At 65.1% G+C, this 24,234-nt stretch carries 22 protein-coding genes; 15 read left to right on the top strand and 7 right to left on the bottom strand.

Annotated elements, in window-relative coordinates:
• The first annotated feature begins 338 nt into the window (after nt 1–338).
• The 9 genes from IVA87_RS13395 to IVA87_RS13435 all read left to right on the top strand — a co-directional run bounded on the left by IVA87_RS13395 (nt 339) and on the right by IVA87_RS13435 (nt 9,544).
• Nucleotides 339–1,133 carry a MetQ/NlpA family ABC transporter substrate-binding protein gene (locus tag IVA87_RS13395; protein ID WP_247307059.1) on the top strand — a complete coding sequence of 265 codons (795 nt, stop codon included), beginning with the start codon at nt 339–341 and terminating at the stop codon, nt 1,131–1,133.
• A 128-nt stretch (nt 1,134–1,261) separates the two neighbouring features.
• The gene (locus IVA87_RS13400) at nt 1,262–2,296 is read left to right on the top strand and encodes a putative FMN-dependent luciferase-like monooxygenase (RefSeq protein WP_247333822.1); all 1,035 of its coding nucleotides are present in this window, start codon (nt 1,262–1,264) and stop codon (nt 2,294–2,296) included.
• Between the two features lie 35 nt (nt 2,297–2,331).
• Nucleotides 2,332–2,949, top strand: a complete 618-nt coding sequence (locus IVA87_RS13405) for a CMD domain protein (RefSeq protein WP_247333906.1) — start codon at nt 2,332–2,334, stop codon at nt 2,947–2,949.
• A gap of 11 nt (nt 2,950–2,960) precedes the next feature.
• Entirely contained in the window at nt 2,961–3,545 is a 585-nt protein-coding gene (locus tag IVA87_RS13410; RefSeq protein ID WP_247333823.1) for an alkylhydroperoxidase domain protein, read from the top strand.
• 61 nt (nt 3,546–3,606) lie between these two features.
• Nucleotides 3,607–4,764: an ABC transporter substrate-binding protein gene (locus tag IVA87_RS13415; RefSeq protein WP_247333824.1), complete on the top strand. Its 1,158-nt coding sequence runs from the start codon at nt 3,607–3,609 to the stop codon at nt 4,762–4,764.
• A gap of 54 nt (nt 4,765–4,818) precedes the next feature.
• The gene (locus IVA87_RS13420) at nt 4,819–6,642 is read left to right on the top strand and encodes an ABC transporter permease (protein ID WP_247333826.1); all 1,824 of its coding nucleotides are present in this window, start codon (nt 4,819–4,821) and stop codon (nt 6,640–6,642) included.
• Nucleotides 6,642–7,490 carry an ABC transporter ATP-binding protein gene (locus tag IVA87_RS13425; protein ID WP_247333829.1) on the top strand — a complete coding sequence of 283 codons (849 nt, stop codon included), beginning with the start codon at nt 6,642–6,644 and terminating at the stop codon, nt 7,488–7,490. The genes IVA87_RS13420 and IVA87_RS13425 overlap by 1 nt, the downstream gene beginning before the upstream one ends.
• Nucleotides 7,487–8,227 carry an ABC transporter ATP-binding protein gene (locus tag IVA87_RS13430; RefSeq protein WP_247333831.1) on the top strand — a complete coding sequence of 247 codons (741 nt, stop codon included), beginning with the start codon at nt 7,487–7,489 and terminating at the stop codon, nt 8,225–8,227. The genes IVA87_RS13425 and IVA87_RS13430 overlap by 4 nt, the downstream gene beginning before the upstream one ends.
• Before the next feature lie 234 nt (nt 8,228–8,461).
• Nucleotides 8,462–9,544 carry a HoxN/HupN/NixA family nickel/cobalt transporter gene (locus IVA87_RS13435; RefSeq protein WP_247333832.1) on the top strand — a complete coding sequence of 361 codons (1,083 nt, stop codon included), beginning with the start codon at nt 8,462–8,464 and terminating at the stop codon, nt 9,542–9,544.
• 8 nt (nt 9,545–9,552) lie between these two features.
• On the opposite strand, the gene IVA87_RS13440 is transcribed toward IVA87_RS13435, so the two are convergent.
• From IVA87_RS13440 to IVA87_RS13460, 5 genes are all read right to left on the bottom strand, one after another.
• Nucleotides 9,553–11,067 (bottom strand): ATP-binding protein, encoded by a 1,515-nt coding sequence (locus IVA87_RS13440; RefSeq protein WP_247333833.1) that lies wholly within the window; start codon nt 11,065–11,067, stop codon nt 9,553–9,555.
• Nucleotides 11,068–11,171: 104 nt separating this feature from the next.
• Nucleotides 11,172–11,990 carry a YkgJ family cysteine cluster protein gene (locus IVA87_RS13445; RefSeq protein WP_247333834.1) on the bottom strand — a complete coding sequence of 273 codons (819 nt, stop codon included), beginning with the start codon at nt 11,988–11,990 and terminating at the stop codon, nt 11,172–11,174.
• Nucleotides 11,991–12,533: 543 nt separating this feature from the next.
• On the bottom strand, nt 12,534–13,598 hold the full coding sequence (locus IVA87_RS13450; RefSeq protein ID WP_247333835.1) for a 2-dehydropantoate 2-reductase: 1,065 nt from the start codon (nt 13,596–13,598) through the stop codon (nt 12,534–12,536).
• Nucleotides 13,599–13,911: 313 nt separating this feature from the next.
• Entirely contained in the window at nt 13,912–15,180 is a 1,269-nt protein-coding gene (locus IVA87_RS13455; protein ID WP_247333836.1) for a serine hydrolase domain-containing protein, read from the bottom strand.
• A gap of 124 nt (nt 15,181–15,304) precedes the next feature.
• Nucleotides 15,305–16,153: an SDR family oxidoreductase gene (locus IVA87_RS13460; RefSeq protein ID WP_247333837.1), complete on the bottom strand. Its 849-nt coding sequence runs from the start codon at nt 16,151–16,153 to the stop codon at nt 15,305–15,307.
• Between the two features lie 150 nt (nt 16,154–16,303).
• Here IVA87_RS13460 and IVA87_RS13465 point away from each other — a divergent pair, with 150 nt between their 5' ends.
• The gene (locus IVA87_RS13465) at nt 16,304–17,023 is read left to right on the top strand and encodes an HAD family hydrolase (protein ID WP_247333838.1); all 720 of its coding nucleotides are present in this window, start codon (nt 16,304–16,306) and stop codon (nt 17,021–17,023) included.
• Nucleotides 17,024–17,090: 67 nt separating this feature from the next.
• On the opposite strand, the gene IVA87_RS13470 is transcribed toward IVA87_RS13465, so the two are convergent.
• Nucleotides 17,091–17,498 carry a nuclear transport factor 2 family protein gene (locus tag IVA87_RS13470; protein ID WP_247333907.1) on the bottom strand — a complete coding sequence of 136 codons (408 nt, stop codon included), beginning with the start codon at nt 17,496–17,498 and terminating at the stop codon, nt 17,091–17,093.
• Between the two features lie 94 nt (nt 17,499–17,592).
• Nucleotides 17,593–19,077 (bottom strand): mannitol dehydrogenase family protein, encoded by a 1,485-nt coding sequence (locus IVA87_RS13475; protein WP_247333839.1) that lies wholly within the window; start codon nt 19,075–19,077, stop codon nt 17,593–17,595.
• 141 nt (nt 19,078–19,218) lie between these two features.
• Here IVA87_RS13475 and IVA87_RS13480 point away from each other — a divergent pair, with 141 nt between their 5' ends.
• From IVA87_RS13480 to IVA87_RS13500, 5 genes are all read left to right on the top strand, one after another.
• Complete coding sequence (locus IVA87_RS13480; protein WP_247333840.1) at nt 19,219–20,031, top strand: FadR/GntR family transcriptional regulator; 813 nt, start codon at nt 19,219–19,221, stop codon at nt 20,029–20,031.
• 70 nt (nt 20,032–20,101) lie between these two features.
• Complete coding sequence (locus IVA87_RS13485) at nt 20,102–21,079, top strand: sialic acid TRAP transporter substrate-binding protein SiaP (protein WP_247307050.1); 978 nt, start codon at nt 20,102–20,104, stop codon at nt 21,077–21,079.
• A gap of 111 nt (nt 21,080–21,190) precedes the next feature.
• Nucleotides 21,191–21,769 (top strand): TRAP transporter small permease, encoded by a 579-nt coding sequence (locus IVA87_RS13490; protein WP_247278304.1) that lies wholly within the window; start codon nt 21,191–21,193, stop codon nt 21,767–21,769.
• Between the two features lie 4 nt (nt 21,770–21,773).
• Nucleotides 21,774–23,180: a TRAP transporter large permease gene (locus IVA87_RS13495; protein WP_247307052.1), complete on the top strand. Its 1,407-nt coding sequence runs from the start codon at nt 21,774–21,776 to the stop codon at nt 23,178–23,180.
• On the top strand, nt 23,177–24,226 hold the full coding sequence (locus IVA87_RS13500; RefSeq protein WP_247333842.1) for an L-idonate 5-dehydrogenase: 1,050 nt from the start codon (nt 23,177–23,179) through the stop codon (nt 24,224–24,226). The genes IVA87_RS13495 and IVA87_RS13500 overlap by 4 nt, the downstream gene beginning before the upstream one ends.
• The last annotated feature ends 8 nt before the right edge of the window (nt 24,227–24,234 follow it).

Genomic DNA, 24,234 nt, shown 5'->3' on the forward strand with positions numbered 1-24,234 from the left:
AAAAAGTCGTCACCAGCCGTGACGCAGTCTAGCTCAGGAGGTGAGCGCGGTGGAGTCGAAGATGTCGCAGTGGTGCGGAGACGAGGCGACCACGTCGCGGTCAGGCGGCGTTGGGATCTTGGCGTTCTCGCCCTTGCGCAGCGCCACCGTTCGCCGGATGCCGCTTTGCCGTGACGCGCCTCCCGCCTGTGGAAGGTGCCGTCGCCGCCGTGATTTCGTTTCCTGTTTGGTGCCGAATGGAGAAAGTGCGCCCGCCACGGCCGGCCAATATGGATTTCAATTTCATTGATTTCGCGCGGCGGAGAAGCGAATACGGTTCCAATCGTTGCCGCAAGACCATGGAGACCAAGATGTCGTTTCGCCTGCCCCTGATCCTCTCGACTTTGCTCGCGGCCTGGTCGGCGGCGGCTGCCGCCGAGACCGTCAAGATCGGCGTGACGCCGGGACCGCACGCGCAGATCTTGGAAGCGGTAAAGCCGATCGCCGCCAAGCAGGGCCTCGACATCCAGTTGATCGAGTTCTCCGACTATGTCGTGCCGAACGCGGCGCTCGATGCCGGCGAGATCCAGGCCAATTCATTCCAGAATCAGCCCTACCTCGACAACCAGAAGGCCGACCGCGGCTACAAGATCGAGGCCGTCGCGCTCACCGTGAACTTCCCGATCGGCGTGTACTCGAAGAAGCACAAGGCCTTCTCCGATATTCCCGACGGCGGCAAGATCTCGATTCCGAACGATCCAACCAATGGTGGTCGCGTGCTGCTGCTGCTGCGCGACAAGGGCGTGATCAAGCTGAAGGAGGGCACCGGCTTCAAGCCGACCGTGCTCGATATCACCGAGAATCCCAAGAAGCTGAAATTCATCGAGGTCGATGCAGCGCAGGCGCCGCGCGCACTCGACGACGTCGACGCCGCTGCGATCAACACCAATTATGCAACTCAGGCGGGCCTCGATCCCGTCAAGGATCCGATCCTGCGCGAGGACCCGAAGGGGCCCTATGTCAACCTGATCGCCGTCCGCAGCGCGGACAAGGACAAGCCCTGGGTCAAGACCCTCGTCGACAGCTACCACACGCCGGAGGTCAAGGAGTTCGTCCTGACCAAGTTCAAGGGCGCGGTGCTGCCGAGCTGGTAGGCAACCTGCTCAGCCATGGTCCAGCACAGCGGTGATCCCGGCGGGCAGCCCTGCGCAATGCCCGCTTGTCTGGAGCTGCGGCAACCGACATCATCGGCTCGTGGCCATCCTCGCCCGACAGGGGTCGTATGAAACGCTTTGCAAACCTGAAACGACTGGGATTTTTCACGCGGCTGCTCGATGAGGCTCCGCCGGCCGAGCGATATCGCCATGCGGCCGAGCAGATCGTGCACGCGGAAAAGGCGGGGCTCGATTCCGCCTGGATTGCCCAGCATCATTTTCACGAGCGCGAAGGCGGCCTGCCGTCGCCCTTCGCCTTTCTCGGCTACGTCGCCGCGCAGACCTCGCGCATCCGTCTCGGCACCGGCATCGTGACGCTGCCGCTGGAGAATGCGGTGCGGGTGGCGGAGGATGCCGCGGTGCTCGATCTCCTCTGCAATGGCCGTTTCGAGCTCGGCGTCGGCACCGGCGGCAACCCATCGGCCTTCGCCGCCTTCGGTCTCGACAGTGCGCAGCGCAACGAGATCTTTGCCCGCAATCTGGAGGTCGTCCGCGCGGCGTTGGTCGGCAAACCTCTTGATGGCGGGGACAGGCTCTATCCGCAACGGCCGGAATTGGACAAGCGCATCTGGCAGGCCACATTCTCGGTCGCGGGCGGTGCCCGGGCAGGCAAGGCGGGCGATGGCCTATTGCTGTCGCGCACCCAGCCGCGGACCAAGGAGGCGCCGAAGGCCACGCTGGCCGAGATCCAGAATCCGATCATCGATGCCTATCTCGAAGCGCTGCCGCCAGGATGCGAGCCGCGCATCATGGCCTCGCGCAGCGTCTTCGTCGCCGATGACCGGGCTGAGGCGATGCGCCTTGCCGACATCGGGCTGCGGCGCGCGCTGCCGCAATTCCTCAAGGGCGGCCACGCCAGGCCCGGCGAAACTCTGGAGGAGATGATCACCGCGTTCGACACTCATGTCGGCGCAGCCGACGACGTCATCGCCTCGCTGCGCAACGATGCCACGCTGGAACGGGTGACCGATCTGGTGTTCCAGGCGCATTCGGTCGATGCGCCGCATCCCTATATCCTGCGCTCGATCGAGCTGGTCGCGGAAAAGGTCGCGCCGGCACTGGGCTGGACCCGAGCAGCGCCCGCTGTGGCCTTGGCGGGCTGATCGGAATCAACGGGAATTACCTCGCAAGGCTGATGATGGGAACGCAAGATATCATCGACACACTCGCCGGCATCGAACCGGGATCGGCTCTGGATGCCATCCGCGCACGTCGCCTTCAGGCGCGCGAGAACGCGCAGAAGAGCTATCTCGCGCTGTTCGAGCCGATCGATACGAGCGCGTTCTCGCTTACCGAGCGTGCCGCGGTCGCGGCCTTCGTGACCGGACTTCATGGCGAGTCTCCCGTCGCAGCGTTCTATCGCGAGAAGCTTGCGGCGAATGCGGATGGCGCGCCTTTGCTCGAAGCGATCAAGGCCGAGATCGAACGCGGCAAGACCTCAGGCCCGTATGGCGCGTATCCAGCAGGACCATTGTCAGTCGAGAACACGGCCGGCTTGATCTACCGCGTGAGCGCGGAAAGCAAGCCGGTCCTTGGCGCCCGGCTCGTTGCGGCGCTCGAGCATGCGCATCTGTTGGTGTTCCGTCCCCGCGATGCGGCCTCTGCCGACATGAAGGCGCTGCTCGTCGCCGGCTGGTCGAACACCGGCATCGTCACCTTCTCTCAGCTCGTTGCGTTCCTGTCGTTCCAGGTGCGCGTCGTCACCGGCCTGCGCGTACTCGGCGCTTCGCTCGGGCCTACCGCGGCGGGAGCGTAAGGAGACTGCACATGAGCGCTGCAAACAATGTCAATCCACCCGTCGTCTTCACCCAGGACGAGCTCGGCTGGGTGTCGTGGATCGATCCGCTGCCCGAGGGCGAGCTGACCGAGCGGCATTTCGCTGGCCTCGTCGATCGCGCCCGCGCCAAGTCGGAATATTTTCGCCTGCTGGTGCGCGACCCTGAGGTGCTCGAAGCCCGCACCAAGACCGACAAGGATATTTTCTACAACGTCGCCGACGGCCTGCCGCGCGCCGAGCGCGAGCTCGCGGCGGCTGCGACGTCGCGCTACAACGGCTGCATCTATTGCGCATCCGTGCATGCGCGGTTTGCCAGCACCTATTCCAAGCGCCGCGACGACGTGCAGCGCCTGCTCGACGAAGGGGTTAAGGCGGACCTCGGCGAGCGCTGGAACGCCGTGGTCAAGGCGTCGGTGGCGCTGAGCGCAACGCCGATCGCGTTCGGCCCCGACAACGTTGAGGAGCTGCGCCACGCCGGTCTCGACGATGCCGAGATCGTCGATGTCATCAACGGCGCGTCGTTCTTCAACTGGGCGAACCGGCTGATGCTGTCGCTTGGCGAGCCCACTAGATAAGCAGTGTCACTGGCACATAAATTGCCGCTTGTTCGTAACACCTGAATGGATGGAGCCGTGCATGAGCAACATCGATCGTCGGTCCCTGGTTAAGGGCTCGCTTGCCGCCATGATGGCGGGAGCCGCCATCTCGCGCAGCGCATTCGCCCAGTCGTCCGAGCCGATCCTGCTCGGCGTCAGCGGTCCCCTGACGGGGCCCAACGCCCAATACGGCGCGCAGTGGAGGCAGGGCTTTGATCTCGCGCTCGACGAGATCCACGCCGCCGGCGGCATCAACGGCCGCAAGCTCGCCTACCAGTTCGAAGACAGCCAGAGCGATCCGCGCCAGTCGGTGGCGATCGCGCAGAAGTTCGTCTCCGATCCCCGCATCGTCATGGAGCTCGGCGATTTCTCGAGCCCGGCCTCGATGGCGGCCTCGCCGATCTATCAGCGCGGCGGCCTGGTGCAGTTCGGCTTCACCAACTCGCATCCCGATTTCACCAAGGGCGGCGACTTCATGTGGAGCACGTCCGTAAGCCAGGCCGACGAGCAGCCGCTGCTGGCATCCTATGCCGTGAAGCGACTCGGCTTGAAGAAGCTGGCGGTGCTGCACCTCAACACCGATTGGGGCCGCACCAGCCGCGACCATTTCGTCAAGGCGGCCAAGGAATACGGCGCCGAAATCGCGGTTACCGAAGGCTACATCGCGGAGGAGCGCGATTTCCGCTCCACCCTGGTGCGCGTGCGCGACGCCAATCCCGACGGACTGATCCTGATCTCCTATTATTCCGACGGCGCGCTGATTGCGCGTCAGGCGCGCCAGGTCGGCCTGAAGCAGACCATCTGCGCGGCGAGCTCGGTCTACTCGCCGAAATTCCTGGAGCTCGGCGGCGAGGCAGTCGAGGACGTCCACCTCGGCACGCGCTATTTCCCGGAAGACCCGCGGCCCGAGGTGAAGAAATTCATCGCGGGCTTCAAGGCCAAGTACAACGGGCAGGAGCCCGACGCCTTCAACGCCTATTCCTATGACGCGATGAACATGGCCGCCGCCGTCCTCAGGATCGGCGGCACCGATCGCCGCGCTATCCGCGACGCTTTCGCCAAGGTGAGAGACGTCTCCAGCGTCATCTTCGGCTCGGCGACGTTCGACGTCGAGAGCCGCCGCGTCAAGGGCGCCATGAATGCCGAGCTGGTCGTGCGTAACGGCAAGTTCGCACTCTGGGACGGCAAACGGGCCTGATAATGATGACCGGAGCGATCGCTCCGGTCCCCTTCCTCTGATTGGAAATGCTGCGTGGCTTCCTGGCTCGACTACACGATCAACGGGCTGATCGTCGGCAATGTCTACGCCCTCGTTGCGGTCGGGCTCGCGCTGATCTTCGGCGTCAGCCGGCTGATCAACTTTGCGCAAGGCTCGATCTATCTCGTCGGCGCCTATATCGGTTGGGTCGCGGTGGTGCAGCTGCATACTCCGCTGCCGCTCACCATCATTGTGGTCGCGGTCGCTGCCGCGATCGTCGGGTTGATCATCGAGCGGTTCGGCCTCCGTCCGCTGCAGAACTCGGTGCGTATCGCGCCGCTGTTGGCAACGATCGGCATCAGCTTCGTGCTCGATCAGCTGGTGATGCTGACCTTCTCGCCCAATCCGCGTGCGCTTCCGAGCCAGTTGCGGGACGTCCGCTTCCAGGTCGGTAACGGCACGATCGGGCCGCTTGATCTGCTCATCGCCGGCGTTGGCGTCACCAGCGCGCTGCTGCTGTTCGTGTTCCTGCGCTACACCAAGCTCGGCTGGGCGGTGCGCGCTACCGCGCAGGACCGTGACGCCGCCATGCAGATGGGCGTCGACGTCAACCGCGTCAATCAGGCCGTATTCGGCATTGCAGCGGCGCTCGGCGGGGTCTCCGGCATGCTGGTCGGCATGTACTACAATCAGATCGACACCGCGATGAGCCTTCAGGCCACGCTCAAGGGCGTGGTCGCGGAAGTCGTCGGCGGCGCCGGCAACGTGCCAGGCGCGGTGGTCGGTAGCCTGCTGCTGGGATTGGTCGAGAGCTACGGCGTCGCCGTGTTCGGTACCAGCTATCGCAATCTGTTCGCGTTCCTGTTGTTGGTCGTCGTGCTCGTGCTGCGGCCGAACGGGCTGTTCGCGAGTGCGCGGCAGGCGCCGCCGGAGCCGCTCACCGGCACCTTCATCGCGCCGAGCCGTCCTGTGCGCATTCCGCGCTGGGCCTTGGTGCTTGCAGTCGGTGGGTTCGCGATCCTGCCGCTGTTGCCGGTGTCGTTCTACGTGCTCCAGACGCTGATCAATGCCTGGCTGCTCGGCATGCTCGCGCTCAGCCTGACGCTGGTTGCGGGGACTGTGGGCCAGGTCTCGCTCGGCCATGCCGCGCTGCTGGCGATCGGCGCCTACACCGCCGCGCTTCTGTCGCTGACCTTCTCTGTGCCGGTCGGTCTCGCCATCATCGGCGGCGGCCTGATGAGCGCTGCGCTCGGTACGCTCCTGATCTCGCCGTCGTTCCGCCTGCGCGGGCACTACGTGTCGATCGCAACGCTCGCCATCGGCGAGATCGTGTCGCTGGTGATCCTAAATTGGGAGAGCGTCACGCGCGGCCCAATCGGCATCTCCGGCATTCCGCCGCTATCGCTGTTCGGCTACGACCTGATCAGCCCATCGTCGGTCTATTGGTTCAGCCTTGCAGTGATGGTCGTGCTGGCGCTGCTGCAGGGGCGTCTGCTGACCTCGCATCTCGGCCGCAGTTTTCGTGCCATCCGCGATGACGACATCGCCGCGCGCGCCTATGGCCTCAGCCTCAACCGCTACAAATCGCTCGCCTTCATCTTCGGCGGCTTCGCTGCCGGCGTCAGCGGCGGCATCGCCGCGCATCTCTATTCCTACATCAACCACGAGACCTTCAACACGCAGCAATCCATTCTGGCGCTAACCGTCGTGATCCTCGGCGGCCTCGGCAATGTCGTCGGCGCAATTCTCGGATCGGTGGCGCTGGTCGGCCTGCCCGAGGTCTTCCGGATCGCGGCGGAGTATCGAATCCTGATCTACGGCATCGTGCTGCTGCTGCTCGTGCGGTTCAGGCCGCAGGGCCTGCTGGGGACGATCTGATGGCGGAGCAGCACCTGCCCATGTTGTCCCTGCGGGGCCTGACGCGTCGCTTCGGGGGTCTCACCGCAGTCGATGCCATCGATCTCGATCTCGCCAGAGGCGAGCTGATCAGCATCATCGGCCCGAACGGCGCCGGCAAGACGACGCTGTTCAATCTCGTGACCGGTCTCGATCGGCCCGACGCCGGTAATGTCAGCTTCGCAGGGCAGGGCATCACCGGCCTGTCGCCGGAGCGGCTCGCCGGCCAGGGCATCGCGCGCACGTTCCAGCTCGGTCGCGTCTTCGGCAATCTCAGCGTGATGGACAACGTCTTGATCGGCGCGCATACGCGGCTGCGTGCGGTGAAGCCGGCCGTGCCGGTGATCGGCCCGCTGCTGGAGCTGGGCCTTGCGCTGCTGCGGCCCTCCAGCGTCAAAGCGGAGGAGGAGCGGCTGCGCGAAGAGGTGAAGACCATTCTCGCTCGCTTCGGCGAACGGCTGCTGCCGCGGATCGAACAGCCGGCCTATAGCCTCTCCTACGCCAACCGCCGCCGCATCGAGATCGCGCGCGCGCTGGCGCTGAAGCCGCGGCTGCTGCTGCTGGACGAGCCGACTGCCGGCATGAACCCAACTGAAACTGCGGAGATGCAGGCCCTCGTCGCCGAGCTCAAGGCGGAGGGGCTGACCATCCTCCTGATCGAGCACAAGCTGGAAATGGTGATGCGCCTGTCGGACCGCGTCATCGTCATGGACGGGGGCAAGAAGATCGCGGAAGGCCCGGGCGAACAGGTGCGGAGCGATCCCAAGGTGATCGAGGCCTATCTCGGCCATGGTCTCTCCGGAAAGGCGGAGCAGGAGAGCGCGGCATGACGAACTCCTCGATGGAGCCGTTGCTGGCATTGTCTGATGTCAACACCTTCTACGGCCAAGCCCAGGTACACTTCGACCTCTCGATATCGGTCGCGCGCGGTCACATCGTCTGTCTGCTCGGCGGCAATGCCAGCGGCAAGTCCACGACGATGAAGATCATTCTGGGCCTGGTGAAGCCGCGCTCTGGTGATGTGAGGTTCGACGGTGCCTCGCTCATCGGGCTGACCACGCCGCAGATCGTCCGTCGCGGCATCGCCTCGGTGCCGGAGGCGCGGCGGCTGTTCGCGGACATGAGCGTGCGCGAGAACATCCTGATGGGCGCCTTCGTGCGCAACGACCGCGATGTCGTGGCCCAGGATCTCGACAGGATGCTCACGCTGTTCCCGAAGCTCGGCCAGCGGTTGTCGCAGCGCGCCGGCTCGCTCTCCGGCGGCGAGCAGCAGATGGTGGCGATGGCGCGGGCGCTGATGAGCCGTCCACGCATGATCGTGATGGACGAGCCGACGATGGGCCTGTCGCCGCTCTATGTCGATCGCGTGCTCGAGCTGATCCGTACCATCAACCAGGACGGCGTCTCGGTGTTCATGGTCGAACAGAATGCCAGCCTTGCGCTCGAGATCGCGCATGAAGCCTATGTGCTCCAGACCGGCAAGATCGTGCTCTCCGGCCCGGCGCGGACACTGAAAGACGATCCCCGCATCCGCGACGCCTATCTAGGCGGTTCCGAGGCGGCGTAGAGCGAGCCGATCTCATGGTTCGGGACGGCCGCTATGGCGGGCTCCTCACCATGAGGGCCCAGGGCTTGGTCGCAAAACAAGACGTCATCCTGGAGCCCGCGCGAGCGGGGGTCTCGAAGGATGGCTGCATGCGCTGCTGCAGAACCGTGTCGTCCCTCGGGGATTGCACTGGTCAGTGTGATCATCTTGTGAAAAGATCATACCGGTGGCGCGACGGGGCGTGCAACGGACGGAATGGTTGTCGTGACGAGATGGTCTTTGCGGGCGGTCGAGCCCGGAGCTGCGCTGCTGTTCAGCGGGCTCATCGCCGCCAACATCGCCGCGTGGACCTGGGCCTTCGCGCTGTTCGGCGACCGGCCGACGGTGATGGCGACCGCGCTGCTGGCCTGGGTCTTCGGGCTCCGCCACGCCGTCGATGCCGACCACATCGCCGCCATTGATAACGTCGTGCGCAAGCTGATGCAGGTGGGCGGCGCGCCGCGCAGCGTCGGCCTCTATTTCGCGCTGGGCCATTCCACCGTCGTGGTGGTCGCGACCATGCTGCTCGCGCTCGGCGTGGTGAGCCTCGGCGGCGACAGCCTGCTCAAGGAGATCCGCGGCCTGATTGGCACGTCGGTCTCGGCGCTGTTCCTGCTCATGATCGCGGCCATCAATCTCGCGATCTTCGCAGGCTTGTGGCGGACGTTTCGCATGGCGCGCGAGCAGGGCGTTCACGACGCCGCGGGCCTCGATGCGTTGCTCGCCAATCGCGGCATCCTGGCGCGGCTGCTTGGCCCGATGTTCCGCCTGGTGACGAAACCCTGGCACATGTATCCGCTCGGCTTCCTGTTCGGCCTCGGCTTCGATACCGCGACCGAGATCGGCCTGCTCAGCATTTCCGCCAGCGAAGCCGCGCGTGGTACCTCGCTCGCCGATGTCCTGGTCTTCCCGGCGCTGTTCGCCGCCGGCATGGCGCTGGTCGACACTGCTGACTCCGCGCTGATGGTGAGTGCCTATCGCTGGGCCTTCGTCGATCCCTTGCGCAAGCTCTGGTACAATCTCACGATCACGGGGGCTTCGGTCGCGATCGCACTGTTGATCGGCGGCATCGAAGCGCTTGGCCTGATCAGCGATCGTCTCGGCTTGGCCGGCGGCGTGTGGGCGGTGGTCGATGGTCTTAACGAGTCGCTGGCGAATGTCGGCTTCGTCGTGATCGCGCTGTTCGCGGTCGCCTGGCTCGTCTCCGCTTTGCTCTATCGCCGCATGTTCGCGGAGAACGGGAGCAATGCGGCGCGCGGCTTCGATGCGGCCGAGGCGGCGTCGGTGATGAGACGCTGAATCCAGGCTTAGAGCGCGGCCGCGCTTGGCGAAGGCTCGGCTGGCATATCATCGCCATTGGGATCGCCCGGCGCCGTCGCCCAGGCGAGCTCCACCAGCGTCACGATCCGGCGTCCGGCACCGTCGAGCTGGCAGACGATCAGGCCTTGCTCCTCCATATAGCTGAGCAGGCGCTGCGCGCGGCGCAGTGAATGCGAGCCATAGGCGCGCGCGATCGCGGCATCGCCGGGACACGGCCAGCCTTCCTTCGCCGCCCTCGCGATCATCATGAACACGCCCTGCATGTCGTCGGGCAGGATCGAGGCGCGCAGCGACACGTCCTGCCAGGCGTCGTCCTCAGCCAAATCGGTGCCGAGCCCGGCGCGCGCGTGCGTCAGCATGCGGCGGAATTCGTTGAGATCAGGCACTGCCGCACCGAGCCCCTCGATGCGGCAGCGGACCACGAATTCCTGATAGAGCACGCCGATGGCGCGGAAGCCGGCATCGGGGTCGGCGAGCACGGCACGAAGGGTACGATCCACGCGCTCGCGCCGTTCAGCGAGCTCTTCAGCGCTGACCGGCAGCTCGATCGGCTCCGTGCGCGATTCCGGCGTAGCTGCCGCTTTCGCGGCGCGGAGCTGCTCGAGCAGATCCGGCGCCGGCCGGCGCTGCGGCCGGCTGGCGTCGGGCGGCGGCGCGGCCAGGATCACGGCGCGCGCGTCTTCCAGCATCGCTTCCGGCAGCGGCATCAGCCGCGGCGTGGAATTGCGCGGGCAGGTAGCGGTCGGGCCGATGTTCAAACGCAGGGGACGGCGCGATAGCGCAGGTCCCAGCGCCATGAACTGGCCACGCTCGAGATCGCGAAAAGCTTCGGCCTGCCGCCGCTCCATGCCAAGCAGGTCGGCGGCGCGCGCCATGTCGATGTCGAGGAAGGTCCGTCCCATCAGGAAGTTGGAGGCTTCCGCCGCGACGTTCTTGGCAAGCTTCGCCAGCCGCTGGGTCGCGATGATGCCGGCGAGCCCGCGCTTGCGGCCGCGGCACATCAGATTGGTCATCGCGCCGAGCGACAGTTTGCGCGCTTCGTCCGAGACCTCGCCCGCAACCGCCGGCGCAAACAGCTGTGCCTCGTCGACAACCACCAGCATCGGGTACCAATGGTCACGATTGACGTCGAACAGCCCGCCGAGGAACGCCGCGGCGCGCCGCATCTGGTTCTCGGCATCGAGCCCCTCGAGATTGAGCACGGTGGAGACACGATGCAACCGCGCGCGCTCGCCGGCGACCTGAAGGCCGCGCTCGGTGTGATCCTCGGCCTCGATCACCAGATGGCCGAAGCGATCGGCCAGCGTGACGAAGTCGCCCTCGGGATCGATGATGGCCTGCTGCACCCAGGGCGCGCTCTGTTCCAAGAGCCGCCGCAACAGATGTGATTTGCCGGAGCCCGAATTGCCTTGCACCAGGAGCCGGGTCGCCAGCAGCTCCTCGAGGTCCATGGCCGCCGCGGCGCCTGCCGTGGTCTGCCCCATCTCGATCGCAACCGTCATGTCCCCGACTCAAGTCCCGTCATTCGCGGACAGGGGCTTATCAACCCGGCCGGGGCGCGTCGAGCGCTACCGCGCGAATCAGGCCGCGTTGCCCACGGCGGAGTTCAGGCGTGATGCGACAACCGTAAAAGCGCGGGCCGATATGGCGGATGCGGATTGTCGTCCTCGTTCTCGGGAATGGCGCAGGAGCCGAATTCCTGCCTGATCCGTTCGATCTCGGCGATGCGCCCATGCAGCCGCTGCAAATGCTCGGGCGACGTCGCCCGCCAGAACCGGAAGGTGTCGGCGGTGAGCGGCACGAACGCGGTGCCGAACAGCGTCGGCTCCGGAACAATGGTGCGTCCGAGCAGCAGGAACCGCTCGGTGCCGGACACGACGAGGGTCGCGTAGCCGCGGTTTCCGATCCGCCTGACGCCGTTCAGCGACCATTCGGCAAGCTTGCTGAAATACGGCTCCTCGCGCCACCGGTCGGGACAATCGTCGTCCACCGTGACGTTGACGGCGTCCTGGCTGAAATGCACCACGATGCCCGACTTCGCCGGAAACCAGTCGTCGTCGAGATGGCCCTGCAGCCAGGCACAGACGAACGACCGGCACATTTGCGGGCGGCGATCGTAGATGGTGCATCCGGTGCCGGCCTGCCAATGTTTGCAGAGCTGGTTCACCGGCTTGTCGACGCCGGCGACTTCGAGGATATCGCAGCAGGCGTTGCACGATCCGCATTGCCGGGCAGGGCGGGCCGCCTTCGGCAGGCCGGTCGCGCGAAAGCCCTGGCCGTCGCGCACCAGCAGCTTCTGCTTCTCCAGTGCGGTCAACGCCCGCTCGATCTTGAGACGGGACAGTCCGGTTGCGTCGATCACGCCCTTCATCGTCGTCGCGCCTGCCTCGACCGCGCGGACGACGCTCAGCATCGCCTGGTCCATTGTTGTTGTTCTTGTTCTGGTTCTCTCAGCCGTGCATTGCGTTTGGGCCGGACAACAGACCGGCAAACAGGTCGTAGACACTTGACCTAAAAAGATATGTTGCTCATCTCTCTGTCGGCTGGGCAATAAGCCGAGCCTGTCCCGCGTGCATGCAACGTCTGCGCGAATGAAGGTCCGGCACGTAAAGGAGAGCTCATTCGCGTCGAATCGGCTCGCTTTGCTCGCGAAGCGCCGGGATATGACGGGCGGCATGCCGTCGTCTCACGCAGTCGTGATATCAGCGGCCTGCGCGTCGGCGCGATGTGAAGGCGACCGGACCGCGTGACCAATCGAGATGCGACGACTATCGTTGAGTTTGCCCCACCCCGGGAACAGTGCCGTACGCCGAACCTGCAGTGATGCTGGTTCAGATCGCCACGGCGGGCGCAGCGTGGGTGACGTTTGGTGCAACGATCGGCCGGTCGCGCTGGTCGCGGTGACCGGCCTGATCTGGATCAATCGCTCTGCAGCCTGTGAGCGCCGATGTCGCTGGAAGCGGCGCCCCTACTGCGCGCCGGATCCGCCCTGCACGATCTTCTCGTTGAGCTTCTGGTCCACGGTGTCGACCGTGCGGTCGATCTCGGCATTGGGCACACCGAGCTGATGCGAGATCAGCTTCACCAGCAAATCGACGCGCTCGATGAAGGGCGCGCCGCTCGCGACCGCGCGGGCGGCCGACGACGGCTTGAGGAGGCTTTCGGCGGCCTTGGCATATTTCGCGAACGGCACCTGGTCCTGCGGGTCGGCGCCGAGGCGGCGGGCGATGGCATCGACATGATCGTAGATCGTCTGCGAGCGCGCGAGATCGCCATGCACGGCGTCGCGGATCGACTGCGGCTCATTCGGCGTGATGCAGCGGTAATTGCCGGTCAGAAGCATCGACCATTTCGCCAGCGGCACGAACAACGAGTCGAACACCTTTAGCTTCACCGGCACGTCCTGGCGGTCGAGTGTCACCGCGTCGATGTCGGCTTCGAGCTCGCGCAGCAGCTTGTTGTGCTTCTCGTCTGCGAATACCGATGCCTTGAAGTTCGTGGGCAGGCCGACATGGAGCACATTCGCCGCCTCTTCCGGCGGACGGAACGCCTGCGGGTCGGGCGAGCACAGCGTCACCAGCCCGGGCTCGAATCGCTCCCACACCTGCGCATTGGTGTAGGCCTCCTCGAGATCCATGTCTGCGAGGGCCGGAATCCGCTTCAGATAGGGTAGCGGCGGCATGTTCATGATCGACAGGCACGGCAGCTTCGCCGCGGCGATCTTGACCATGAGAACGCGCACGGTGTGGTTGGTGTATTGCGGCTCCTGCATCGCGAGGCCGACCAGGTCGTAGCGGGAGAGGTCGACATTGGCCGGCGTCACCGCGTCGAGCTTGCCGGGCAAGTCGCGCGAGAAGATCGCCCGGTGCACCGCCTCGTCGCGCAACTTGATGCGCACTTCGGTACCGTCCCGATTGATCAGCTCCGCGGTCTTGGCGCGACACACCAGGGTCACGTTATGCCCAGCCATCAAGAGCTTCGTGCCCAGTAGGGATCCGTAAGAAGCTCCGAGAATCAGGATGTTACGCGCCATATTTCGTCCCTTGGCAGTCGTGCAGTTTTGTCCCCTCCGCCGTCCGGAGGGGGAATTGCGGGCATGTAAAGCGAAGTGCGTGGGGATGGCAACTGGGATAATGCATACAACGGGGCACCGATGGACGGATGGTGCGGAAAGCGAAATCCGGAGGCGCTCGCCCGGCGGGCAGCTTCTATCGCCCCATATCCCGGCTCAACCGAGAGGGGTGATCATGTGTCGCGATGAGCGCAAGACGTACGGCGTCCCGCGCTGACGTTAGATGCTAAAGGGCGGCCCGTTCGGCCGCCATCTAGATTTCGGCGCGCCGATCTCACTTCACCATCGCGCCGTAAACGATGTCCTGGACCTGTTCGCGATAATACTTCCTGAGCTCGCCCGGCGCCGCCGTTCCCACGACGACGACGAGACGCTCCTTGGGATCGCAGAAGAACTGCGTCCCGTAGGCGCCGTTCCAGGTGAACTCGCCGGGATTGCCGGGGACCGACGAGAGGCCTTCGCTGGTGCGGACCGCAACCGAAAGGCCAAAGCCGAAGCCGCCGCGATGCGGCTCGATGTTCGCCACGTTGTTCTTGATCTCGGGACCGAGATGGTTGGCCGTCATGTGATGCACGGTCTTGGGGGAGAGAATGCGCTGGCCATCGAGCTCGCCACCATTGAGCAGCATCTGCCCGAAACGGACGTAGTCGCCGATCGTCGCGAACGCGCAGGCACCGCCACAGTCGAATTTAGTCGGCGTGTCCAAAAGCTTGATCGCCTGGGGCTTGCCGGTCAGCGGATCATTGGCGAACGGGCGGGCAAGGCGAGGGCGCTGTGCGTCCGTCGGGTGGAAGGTCGCATCCCTCATGGCGAGCGGCTGCCAGACGTTGGCAGCGAGATAGTCACCGAGCTTCTGCTCGCTCACCTTCTCGACCACAGCACCAAGCACGTCGATCGAAAAACCGTATTCGAACTCAGTCGAGGGCTGATGCGCCAGCGGCAGTTTTGTGATGCGATCGATGAAGGCCTGGGTGTCGCCTTCGATCGCAGGCGCTATGCCATCGGGATATTGCCGCGCCACCGGACTGGAGCTGTCGGGGCGGCCGCCATACATCAGCCCGGACGTATGCCGGTAGAGATCATGGATGAAGATCGGCGAGGCCTGCGGCTCGAGCTTGAGCGATCCGTCTGCCTGATGCACGCCGACCTTCATGTCGGCAAAGCCCGGATAGTAGTCGGACAGCTTGGCCTGAAGCGGCAACTGGCCTTTTTCCATCAGCGTCAGGCCCGCGACCGCTGCCATCGGCTTGGTCATCGAGGCCAGCGCGAAGATCGCGTCGACAGGCATCGGCGTGCCCTTGTCTGGATCAAGCATGCCGTAAGCTTTGTAGTGCAGGAGCTTGCCGTCCCGCGCCACCGCGACGACCGCGCCGGGTACGCGTTTGGCGGCGATCTCGCGCGCGAAGAAACTGTCGACGCGTGCAAGGCCCTGTTTGGAGAAGCCGACATCGTCGGGATTGGCTTCCGGTAGCGGCGCTGCACTGGCCGTACCGAACGCGATGGCGGCAGCCGCCGCCGCGATCATGGCGATCGTCTTGTTCATTGCGTCCTCCCAAAGGCGCGAGCTCGTTATGCAGTGGCTCGCGAATGCCGAGATCACACGTCCGCGACCGAGCGGAGTCAAGCGCGGGCAGAACATGTCTGGGACGCGCCGGAGATGCCGGAACCTATCGTCCTTCGCCGGCGCGCCACAGCGCATCGAGGCCGTGCCGGTAGGTCGGGTGAGCAAGCGTGACGCCGAGCTCGCGCTTAAGTTTCGCGTTGGAGACCCGGGCGCTGCTGGCATAGAAGCTGCGGGCCATCGCCGACATCTCGGCTGTCGCGAACGCTTCTTCGGGCGGCGGTGCAACGCCCATCAGCTGCGCGGCGTAGGCGATCACGTCCTGCGGCGGCGCGGGCTCGTCGTCGCACACGTTCCAGGTGCCGCCGTTCGGGTGACGGACAGCGGCCATGATGGCGCTCGCGATGTCGTCGACGTGGATGCGGTTGAAGACCTGTCCCGGCTTGATGATGCGCCGGGCCGTTCCCGCACGCAGGGTTACGAGCGCATTGCGGCCGGGGCCATAGATGCCCGCAAGCCTGAGGATCGCGGCAGCGCCGCCTGTTGCGTCCGTCCAGGCTTGCTCCGCCGCGAGCCGCATCCGCGTGCGTTCGAACATCGCCTGTGGCGGCGTGCTCTCGTCGACCCATCCGCCGCAGTGATCGCCATACACGCCGATGGTCGAGAGATAGACGACGTTGCGGCGACCTGCCGCCACTACGTCCGCAAGACCGGTGACAGCGGGATCGCCGGAGCTGCCGGGCGGGATCGATATGAGAAGGACGTCGGCGTCGCTGATGCGTTCGACCGTGGTGCGATCCAGATCACTCCCGGAAAAGGCTTGCACCTCGATGTCGGTGAGATCATCCCGCTGCCCGGGATCGCGCACGGTACCGGCGACGTGCGAGAAGGCGCCGCCGAACCTGCAGACGAAGTGCCTGGCGCTATAGCCGATGCCAAGGATGAAGAGCCGCATGCCTCTGCCGTGCTGGTCGGAGTTCCCGTCGCGCTCGCTGCGCGCCTCTCCGCTCATAAGAGATTTTTGGGGCGGGCAAAAGATATTGCAATTTGTCTCACCTGCGGCCGCGGGCGATGGTCACCCGCGCATTAGGAGAGATCATCGATCATGCAGGCAGAAGCATCCGCCACGCCGGTAGCATGCAATGCTGCCGACCTGATCCGGCGCGCCGCCGCGCTCATCTTCGATGTCGACGGCACGCTTGCCGAAACGGAGGAACTGCACCGGCAGGCGTTCAATCATGCCTTCTCGCGCCACGGGCTCGGCTGGGAATGGGACCGCGCCGTCTACAAGGACCTGCTGCGGGTGACCGGGGGCAAGGAACGCATGCGCGCCTACCATGCAAGGCTGCGGATCGCCCAGCCATTGACGGACGAGGACATCGCGGAGCTTCATCGCATCAAGACCGCCCATTATGCCGAGCTGGTCGAGACCGGCTGCTGTCCGTTGCGGCCAGGCGTGGCGGAGCTGCTCGCCGCGGCGAGGGCGCGCGGCCAGCGGCTCGCGATCGCGACCACCACTTCTCACGGCAATATCGACGCACTGCTCTCGCAGGCGCTGGGGCCGGGCTGGGCCAGGGTTTTCGACGCGATCGTTGCCGGCGACGACGTGCGGCACAAGAAGCCTGCACCGGACGTCTATCTCGAGATCCTGGCACGGCTGAAGCTGACGGCGCACGATTGTGTGGCGATCGAAGACTCCGCTAATGGCCTGATCGCGGCCTCACGAGCCGGCATACCGGTTCTGATCACGCGCAGCATGTTCTTCCGGGACGATGATTTCAGCGCTGCGCGGGCCGTGCTGGACGATCTGTCGAGGCTTGGATGAGGTGCTAAACAAAAAACTCGCAAAACAACCCCATGCACAGTAGATCACGCCGGCGTGATCATCGTGTTCAGTGGACGCGGTGGCTCGGGCTATCCTCTTCCGCCTGCCCGACAATCTGCGCGATCGGGCTTGATTGGTGATGCACCAGGCGCCAGCCGTCGCCGACGCGGCGGAAATGGTTCGCCGCCGCCAAAGCGGTGCCGTCGACGATCTCGATGCAGAGCACGCGCGCGCTGTCGCCGTCGACGATGGCCTGCGGTTCGGCGCAGACGATCTGCGGCCGCTGCGGATTCTGCAGGATGTCGCGCCAGCTTCCGATCACGGTGGCCCGCCCGATAATGGCCGGCCAGCCGGAATGGATGCAGGAAATGGCGTCATCATCCGCCCACATCCGCTCCATTTCGTTGAAATTGCCGGCCGAAAAGGCGGCGTAGAAGGCCGCGTTCGCAGCGATGACCTTGCTGTCTTTTGCCATGCCTCCCGGGTGCGGCAATGGCAGGCAAAAATCAAGCGCGACTTCCGTCCGCTTTGACCGCGGTGCAGCATTCAAGATGCTGCGCGCGTTGTGGTCACGCCCAAACGTGCGCCGCCACCGCCCGCCGTGCGCCATCCTGGTAGAGACGGCCGAGCGCCGAAGTCACGGCCTCGCGCAGGCGCGGCTCTGCGCCAAAAGGTCCGAACACCTTGGCGACCCCGAGCATTGCGGGCGCGAGCCGTTCGGCGATGGGACCTGCCTCGCGCGCCAGTGCGGCGAATTCGCCGGCGAGCGGATCGCGCACGTCAATTGCGCGGCCCTGCTCGTCGAGGCCAGTGACATAGCGCATCCAGCCGGCCACCGCGAGCGCATGGGTTGCGATCGGCAAATCCTTGCGCAGGCGATCCTGCATCGCGCCGAGCAGGCGCTGTGGGAGCTTTTGCGAGCCGTCCATCGCAATCTGCCAGGTGCGGTGGTGAAGTGCAGGATTTGCGAAGCGCTTGAGCAGCGAGGCGCGATAGGCGGCGAGGTCCGTGCCTGAAGGCATTGTCAGCGTCACCGCGGCCTCTTCCATCACCTGCGCGGCGAGACGGGCGAAATGCGGGTCCTGCATGGTGTCGGCGATGGTCTCGTAGCCTGAGAGATAGCCGAGATAGGCCAGCGCCGAATGGCTGGCGTTGAGCAGCCGCAGCTTCATCAGCTCGAACGGCTTGACGTCGCTGACGAGCTCGACGCCTGCGGCGGCGAGATCGGGCCGGCCCGCGGTGAAGCGGTCCTCGACCACCCATTGCGTGAACGGCTCGGTCATCACCGGCCATGCGTCGTGAAAGCCCAGCGCGGATGACACCGCATCCCGGTCGGCATCCGTGGTTTCCGGCACGATGCGGTCGACCATCGTGCAGGGGAAAGCGACTGCATCCGCGATCCACTTGCCGAGCTCCTTCGAGCGCAGCGCGGCGAACTGCGTCACGATGCGCTGCACGGTTTGGCCGTTGGCGGCGAGGTTGTCGCAGCACAGCACGGTGAAAGGTGGAAGGCCCTGCGCCCGCCGGCGCGCCAGCGCGGCAACAATGAAGCCCGGAGCCGAGCGCGGTGCGTCGAAATTGTTGAGATCGTGCACGATGTCGGGATTCCGCTCGTCGAGATCGCCGGTTTGCGGCGTGTGGCAATAGCCCTTCTCGGTGACGGTCAGGGACACGATGCGAATGGCGGGATCGACCATGCGCCCGACCAGCCGTGCCGGATCCTCGCGAGCGACGACGCTGTCGAGCAGAGCACCGATGACGCGGTGCTCGGTGCCTTCGGCCGATCGTATGGCAACTGTGTAGAGGTGGTCCTGTGGGGCAAGGGCGTCGCGCGTGTCCGGGCTGCGCAGGCTCGCGCCGACGATACCCCAGGACGCGCTGCCTGCGGCAAGGCAGTCGTCGATGACGACGGCCTGGTGTGCACGGTGAAACGCTCCCAAGCCCAGATGCACGACGCCCGGCGTGACGCGGGAACGGTCATAGGCCGGGCGGCGGATGCCGGGCGGCAGCCGCTCGAGATTGGTGCGGCCAAGGCGCGTTGAACGAAGGCGCATGGACGTCTCCCCTTTGCTTTGCCGCTGCTTGACATGGCGCCTGTCCTCGGTCAATGCTCCGGTCAATTGGTAAGACCAATTTTCCAAATTGGCCGGTCGCGGGTACACGAGGTGCCTCGCGACCCGTTCGGGAGGACCAGCGTGCCGCTGGAAGCTGTGGAGGCGAGACGGCTCTATCGCCAGGTCGCCGATCAATTGCGAAGCCTGATCGACAGCGGCGAGTACGCCGTCGGCAGCCGCTTGCCGACCGAGCGCGAGCTCGCCGAGCAGCTCAAGGTATCGCGGCCGACGGTGCGCGAAGCTTTGATCGCGCTCGAGGTCGAAGGCCGTCTCCGCATCCGGGTCGGGTCCGGCATCTACGTGATCGAGCCCGCCGCCGTTGCGGCACCGGCACCCGCATCCGTCATCGAGGGCCCGTTTGAGCTGCTGCGCGCCCGCGAATTCCTGGAAAGCGCCGTCGCCGAAGAGGCCGCGCGCGTGGCGACCAAGGACGACATCGCCCGCATCGATGCGTTTCTTGTCGCGATGGAGAATGTCGAGCATCCCGGCGAAGCCTCGATGGTCCATGATCGCGCGTTTCACATCGCGATCGCCGGGAGCCTCGGCAATGCCGTTCTGGTGCGCGTGGTCGGCGAGCTGTTCGATCAGCGCCTCAATCCCTATTTCGCCCAGCTTGCGCATTATTTCGAGAGTCCGGGCACGTGGCGCACGGCGCTCGACGAACATCGCGCGGTGCGCGATGCAATCGCGGCGCATGATCCGCAGGCCGCGCGCGATGCCATGCGCAATCATCTGGCGCGCTCCCAGGAACGCTTCGCGCAGAATTTTGGCGCCGAGAACGCGGTGGGATCCTCGTCCGGACCCAGCCGCACGGTGCGAGCCGCGGCAAAACCGTCAAAACCGAAACATGCGCCGAAGAAGCGGGCTGCGAGCAGCAGCGCACGACGGCGATGAGATTGGGCGGCTCGCTTCCGCTTTGGGGCGGGCGAACAAGAAGCAGACTTGAACGATGGAGGAAAAGTCGATGTTGAAGAAGATGACGATTGCCGCGGCGCTCTCCGCCGCCGCGCTGCTGGCTGCGACCAATGCAGGCATGGCGCAGACCAAGCTCAAATGGGCCCATGTCTACGAGACCTCGGAGCCGTTCCACACCGCATCGGTTTGGGCCGCGCAGGAGATCGGCAAGCGCACCAATGGCCGCTATCAGATCGAGGTCTATCCGGCCTCACAGCTCGGCAAGGAAGCCGACATCAACCAGGGGCTCTCGCTCGGTTCGGTCGACATCATCATCTCCGGCTCCAGCTTTGCGGCCAAGAGCTTCCCGCCGATCGGCGTGACCTACTATCCCTACACTTTCCGCAACGCCGACCATCTTCTCGCCTATACCAAGAGCGACATCTTCAAGGAGCTCGCCAAGGGCTACGAGGACAAGAGCGGCCATCACATCGTCGCGGTGACTTATTACGGCGTGCGCCAGACCTCGTCGAACAAGCCGATCAAGACCTGCGCCGATATGAAGGGCCTGAAGATGCGCGTGCCCGACGTGCCGGCCTATCTCGCAATGCCGCGCGCCTGCGGCGCCAACACCGCGCCGATCGCGTTCGCCGAAGTCTATCTCGCGCTCCAGAACGGCACCGTCGAGGCGCAGGAGAATCCGCTGACCACGATCGAGGCCAAGAAGTTCTACGAGGTGCAGAAGCACATCGTGCTGACCGGCCACATCGTCGACCACCTCAACACTGTGATTGCGGGCGCGCTGTGGAAGAAGCTCAGCGACGACGACAAGAAGATCTTCACCGACGTCGCGCAGGAGGCGGCCGCCAGGGCCACCGAGGAGATCAAGCAGAACGAGGCCAAGCTCGTCGCCTTCTTCAAGGAGAAGGGCTTGAGCGTGACCGAAGTCGACAAGAACGAGTTCCGCGACGCCGTGCTGAAGAACGTTGCGTTCGAGACTTTTGGTTACCGCAAGGCCGACTGGGAAAAAATCCAGGAAGTCAAATAGCAGTGGCTGTCATTCCGGGGCTCGCGAGCGAGAACCCGGAATCTCGAGGTTCCGGGTTCGACGCTGACGCGTCGCCCCGGAACGACGTTGAGGTCCATTGAGGAGCAACCCATGTCGACCGCCGAAATCCACCGGCAGATCACCGCGGACGAGATCGCCCATACCTTCGAGGAAGAGGCGACGCCGAAGGTCGATCTCGGCATCTACGCGCTCGAGGACTGGCTGGCGCTCGCGATCTTCTGGGTGATGGCGCTTGCCGTTTTCCTCCAGTTCTTCACCCGTTACGTGCTCAACGACAGCTACGCCTGGACCGAAGAGATCGCGACCTACTGCTTGATCGGCGTGGTCTTCATCGGCTCCTCGATGTGCGTGCGGCTGTCGCGCCACATCCAGGTCGACCTGGTCTACCGCTATCTGCCGCAACCCGTGGCGCGCGCGCTGTCGACGGTGATCGACCTGATCCGGATCGTCTTCTTCGGCTATGCCATCAAGCTGGTCTGGGTCTACATCCAGATCATCGGCGACGAGCAGATGACCACGATCAATCTTCCCAAGGACTACGTATATTATGCTGTGCTGCTCGGCTTCGTGCTGATGTTCGCACGCTCGGTGCAGGTGGCAATGCAGAACTGGCGACAGGGCTACTCGGTCCTCGAACGTCCCGGTGCCTATGACGGATCGGAAGGATAGGACCATGCTGCTGTTGCTCGGGGGCTTTCTCGTCCTGATGCTGCTCGGCGTTCCCGTGGCGATTGCCATGGCCGCGTCGTCGCTGCTCTACATCCTGGTCAGCGGCGTGACGCCCGACGTCACGCTGGCGCAACGCATGATCGCCGGCGTCGAGAGCTTTCCGCTGCTCGCCGTGCCGTTCTTCATCCTGGCCGGCAACCTCATGAACATCGCCGGCGTTACGGGGCGCATCTACAAATTCGCCGTTGCGCTGGTTGGCTGGATGCGCGGCGGCCTCGGCCACGTCAACATCATCGGCTCGGTGATCTTCTCCGGCATGTCGGGCACTGCGATCGCCGATGCCGCCGGTCTCGGCACCATCGAGATCAAGGCGATGAAGGACCACGGCTACTCCACCGAGTTTTCGGTCGGCGTCACCGCGGCCTCGGCGACGCTCGGGCCCATCATCCCGCCGTCGCTGCCCTTCGTGATCTACGGCATGATGGCGAACGTCTCGATCGGCGCGCTGTTCCTCGGCGGCGTCATTCCCGGCGTCGTCCTGACCCTGTTCATGATGGCCACCGTCACCTACTTCGCGCACAAGAACAAATGGGGCAGCGATACGCCGTTCTCCTGGCCGCAGCTCGGCTCGGCCGGGCTCGAGATCGTCATCGTGCTGTCGTTCCCGCTTGCGATCTGGCTGATGACGCTCGCCGGCATGTCGACCAACATGGCGGTGGTGATTGGGCTTGGCGCGCTGCTGGTGATCGACTGGTATTTCGACTTCTCCGCGGTGATGGCGCTGATGGCCCCGGTGATCCTGATCGGCGGCATGACCCTCGGCTGGTTCACGCCCACGGAAGCCGCCGTCGCCGCGGTGATCTGGTCGCTGTTCCTCGGCCTCGTGCGCTATCGCACCATGACGTTCCAGACCGTCGCCAAGGCGACCTTCGACACTATCGAGACCACGGCCTCGGTGCTGTTCATCGTCACGGCAGCCTCGATCTTCGCCTGGCTGCTGACGGTGTCGCAGGCGGCCCAGATGTTGTCGGACTGGATGCTCAGCATCACCCACAACAAATGGGTGTTCCTGGCGCTCGCCAACGTCCTGATCCTGTTCGTCGGCTGCTTCATCGACACCACGGCGGCGATCACCATTTTGGTGCCGATCCTGCTGCCGATCGTGCTCAAGCTCGGCATCGATCCCATCCATTTCGGCCTGATCATGACGCTGAACCTGATGATCGGACTGCTGCACCCGCCGCTCGGCATGGTGCTGTTCGTGCTCGCCCGCGTGGCAAAACTCTCGGTCGAGCGTACGACGGTGGCGATCCTGCCCTGGCTGGTGCCGCTGATGCTCGCGCTGATCGCGATCACCTACATTCCCGAACTGACGCTCTGGCTGCCAAAATACATGGGACTTTCCAAATGACTTCCACTGCTCTTGCCGCAACCCTGTTCGGGCCCGAAGACCTGCGCATGATCGAGCATCCGCTCGACAAGCTCAGCGACGGCATGGTGCGCGTCCGGTTCGGCGCCGGCGGCATCTGCGGCTCGGACATGCACTATTTCCGCCACGCCCGCACCGGTGATTTCGTCGTGAAGTCGCCGCTGGTGCTCGGCCACGAGATCTCCGGCGAGATCGTGGAGATCGGCGGCGCCGCGGCGAACCTGAAGATCGGCGACCGCGTCGCCGTCAACCCGTCGCGCTGGTGCGGCCATTGCGTCGCCTGCCGCGAGGGGCGGCCGAATCTCTGCGAGAACATCTACTTCATGGGCTCGGCCTCGAAGACGCCGCACATGCAGGGCGGCTTCGCCAATTACTTCGATGCGGTCCCGGCGCAGTGCGTGAAGATCCCGGATCACGTGTCCTATCAGGCCGCAGCGCTGGCCGAACCGCTCGCGGTCTGCCTGCACGCGGTCGCGCGCGCCGGCCACATCGAGGGCAAGCGCGGCATCATCTTCGGCGCCGGCCCGATCGGGCTTCTGACCATGCTGGCCGCGCGTCGCGCCGGTATGACTGATGTCACGGTGGCCGACATTGCGCCGGCGCCGCTCGCCTTCGCAAGCCGGCTCGGCGCCTCGCACGTCGAGAACGTCTCGGACGGGGAGGAGGGTCTGAAGGCGCAGGCGGCTTTGCGTCCCTATGATGTCGCGTTCGAGGTCTCGGGCACGGCCGCCGGCCTTGCCAGCGCGATCGGCATCGTCAGGCGCGGCGGCATCGTGGTGCAGATCGGCAATCTGCCGGGCGGGCAGATCCCGACGCCGTCGAACGCGGTGATGGCGAAGGAGATCGACCTGCGCGGCTCGTTCCGTTTTGGCTTGGAGTTCATGACGGCGGTGGAACTGATTGCGGACGGCAGCGTCGACGTGCTGTCGCTGGTCACCGCGGAGCGGCCGCTGTCGACCGCGCCCGATGCGCTCAGGCTGGCACTCGACCGCTCGCAGAGTGTCAAGGTCGTGCTGACCGCGAATTGATCGGAGAC

Source organism: Bradyrhizobium sp. 147 (assembly GCF_023073935.1).
GTDB lineage: Bacteria > Pseudomonadota > Alphaproteobacteria > Rhizobiales > Xanthobacteraceae > Bradyrhizobium.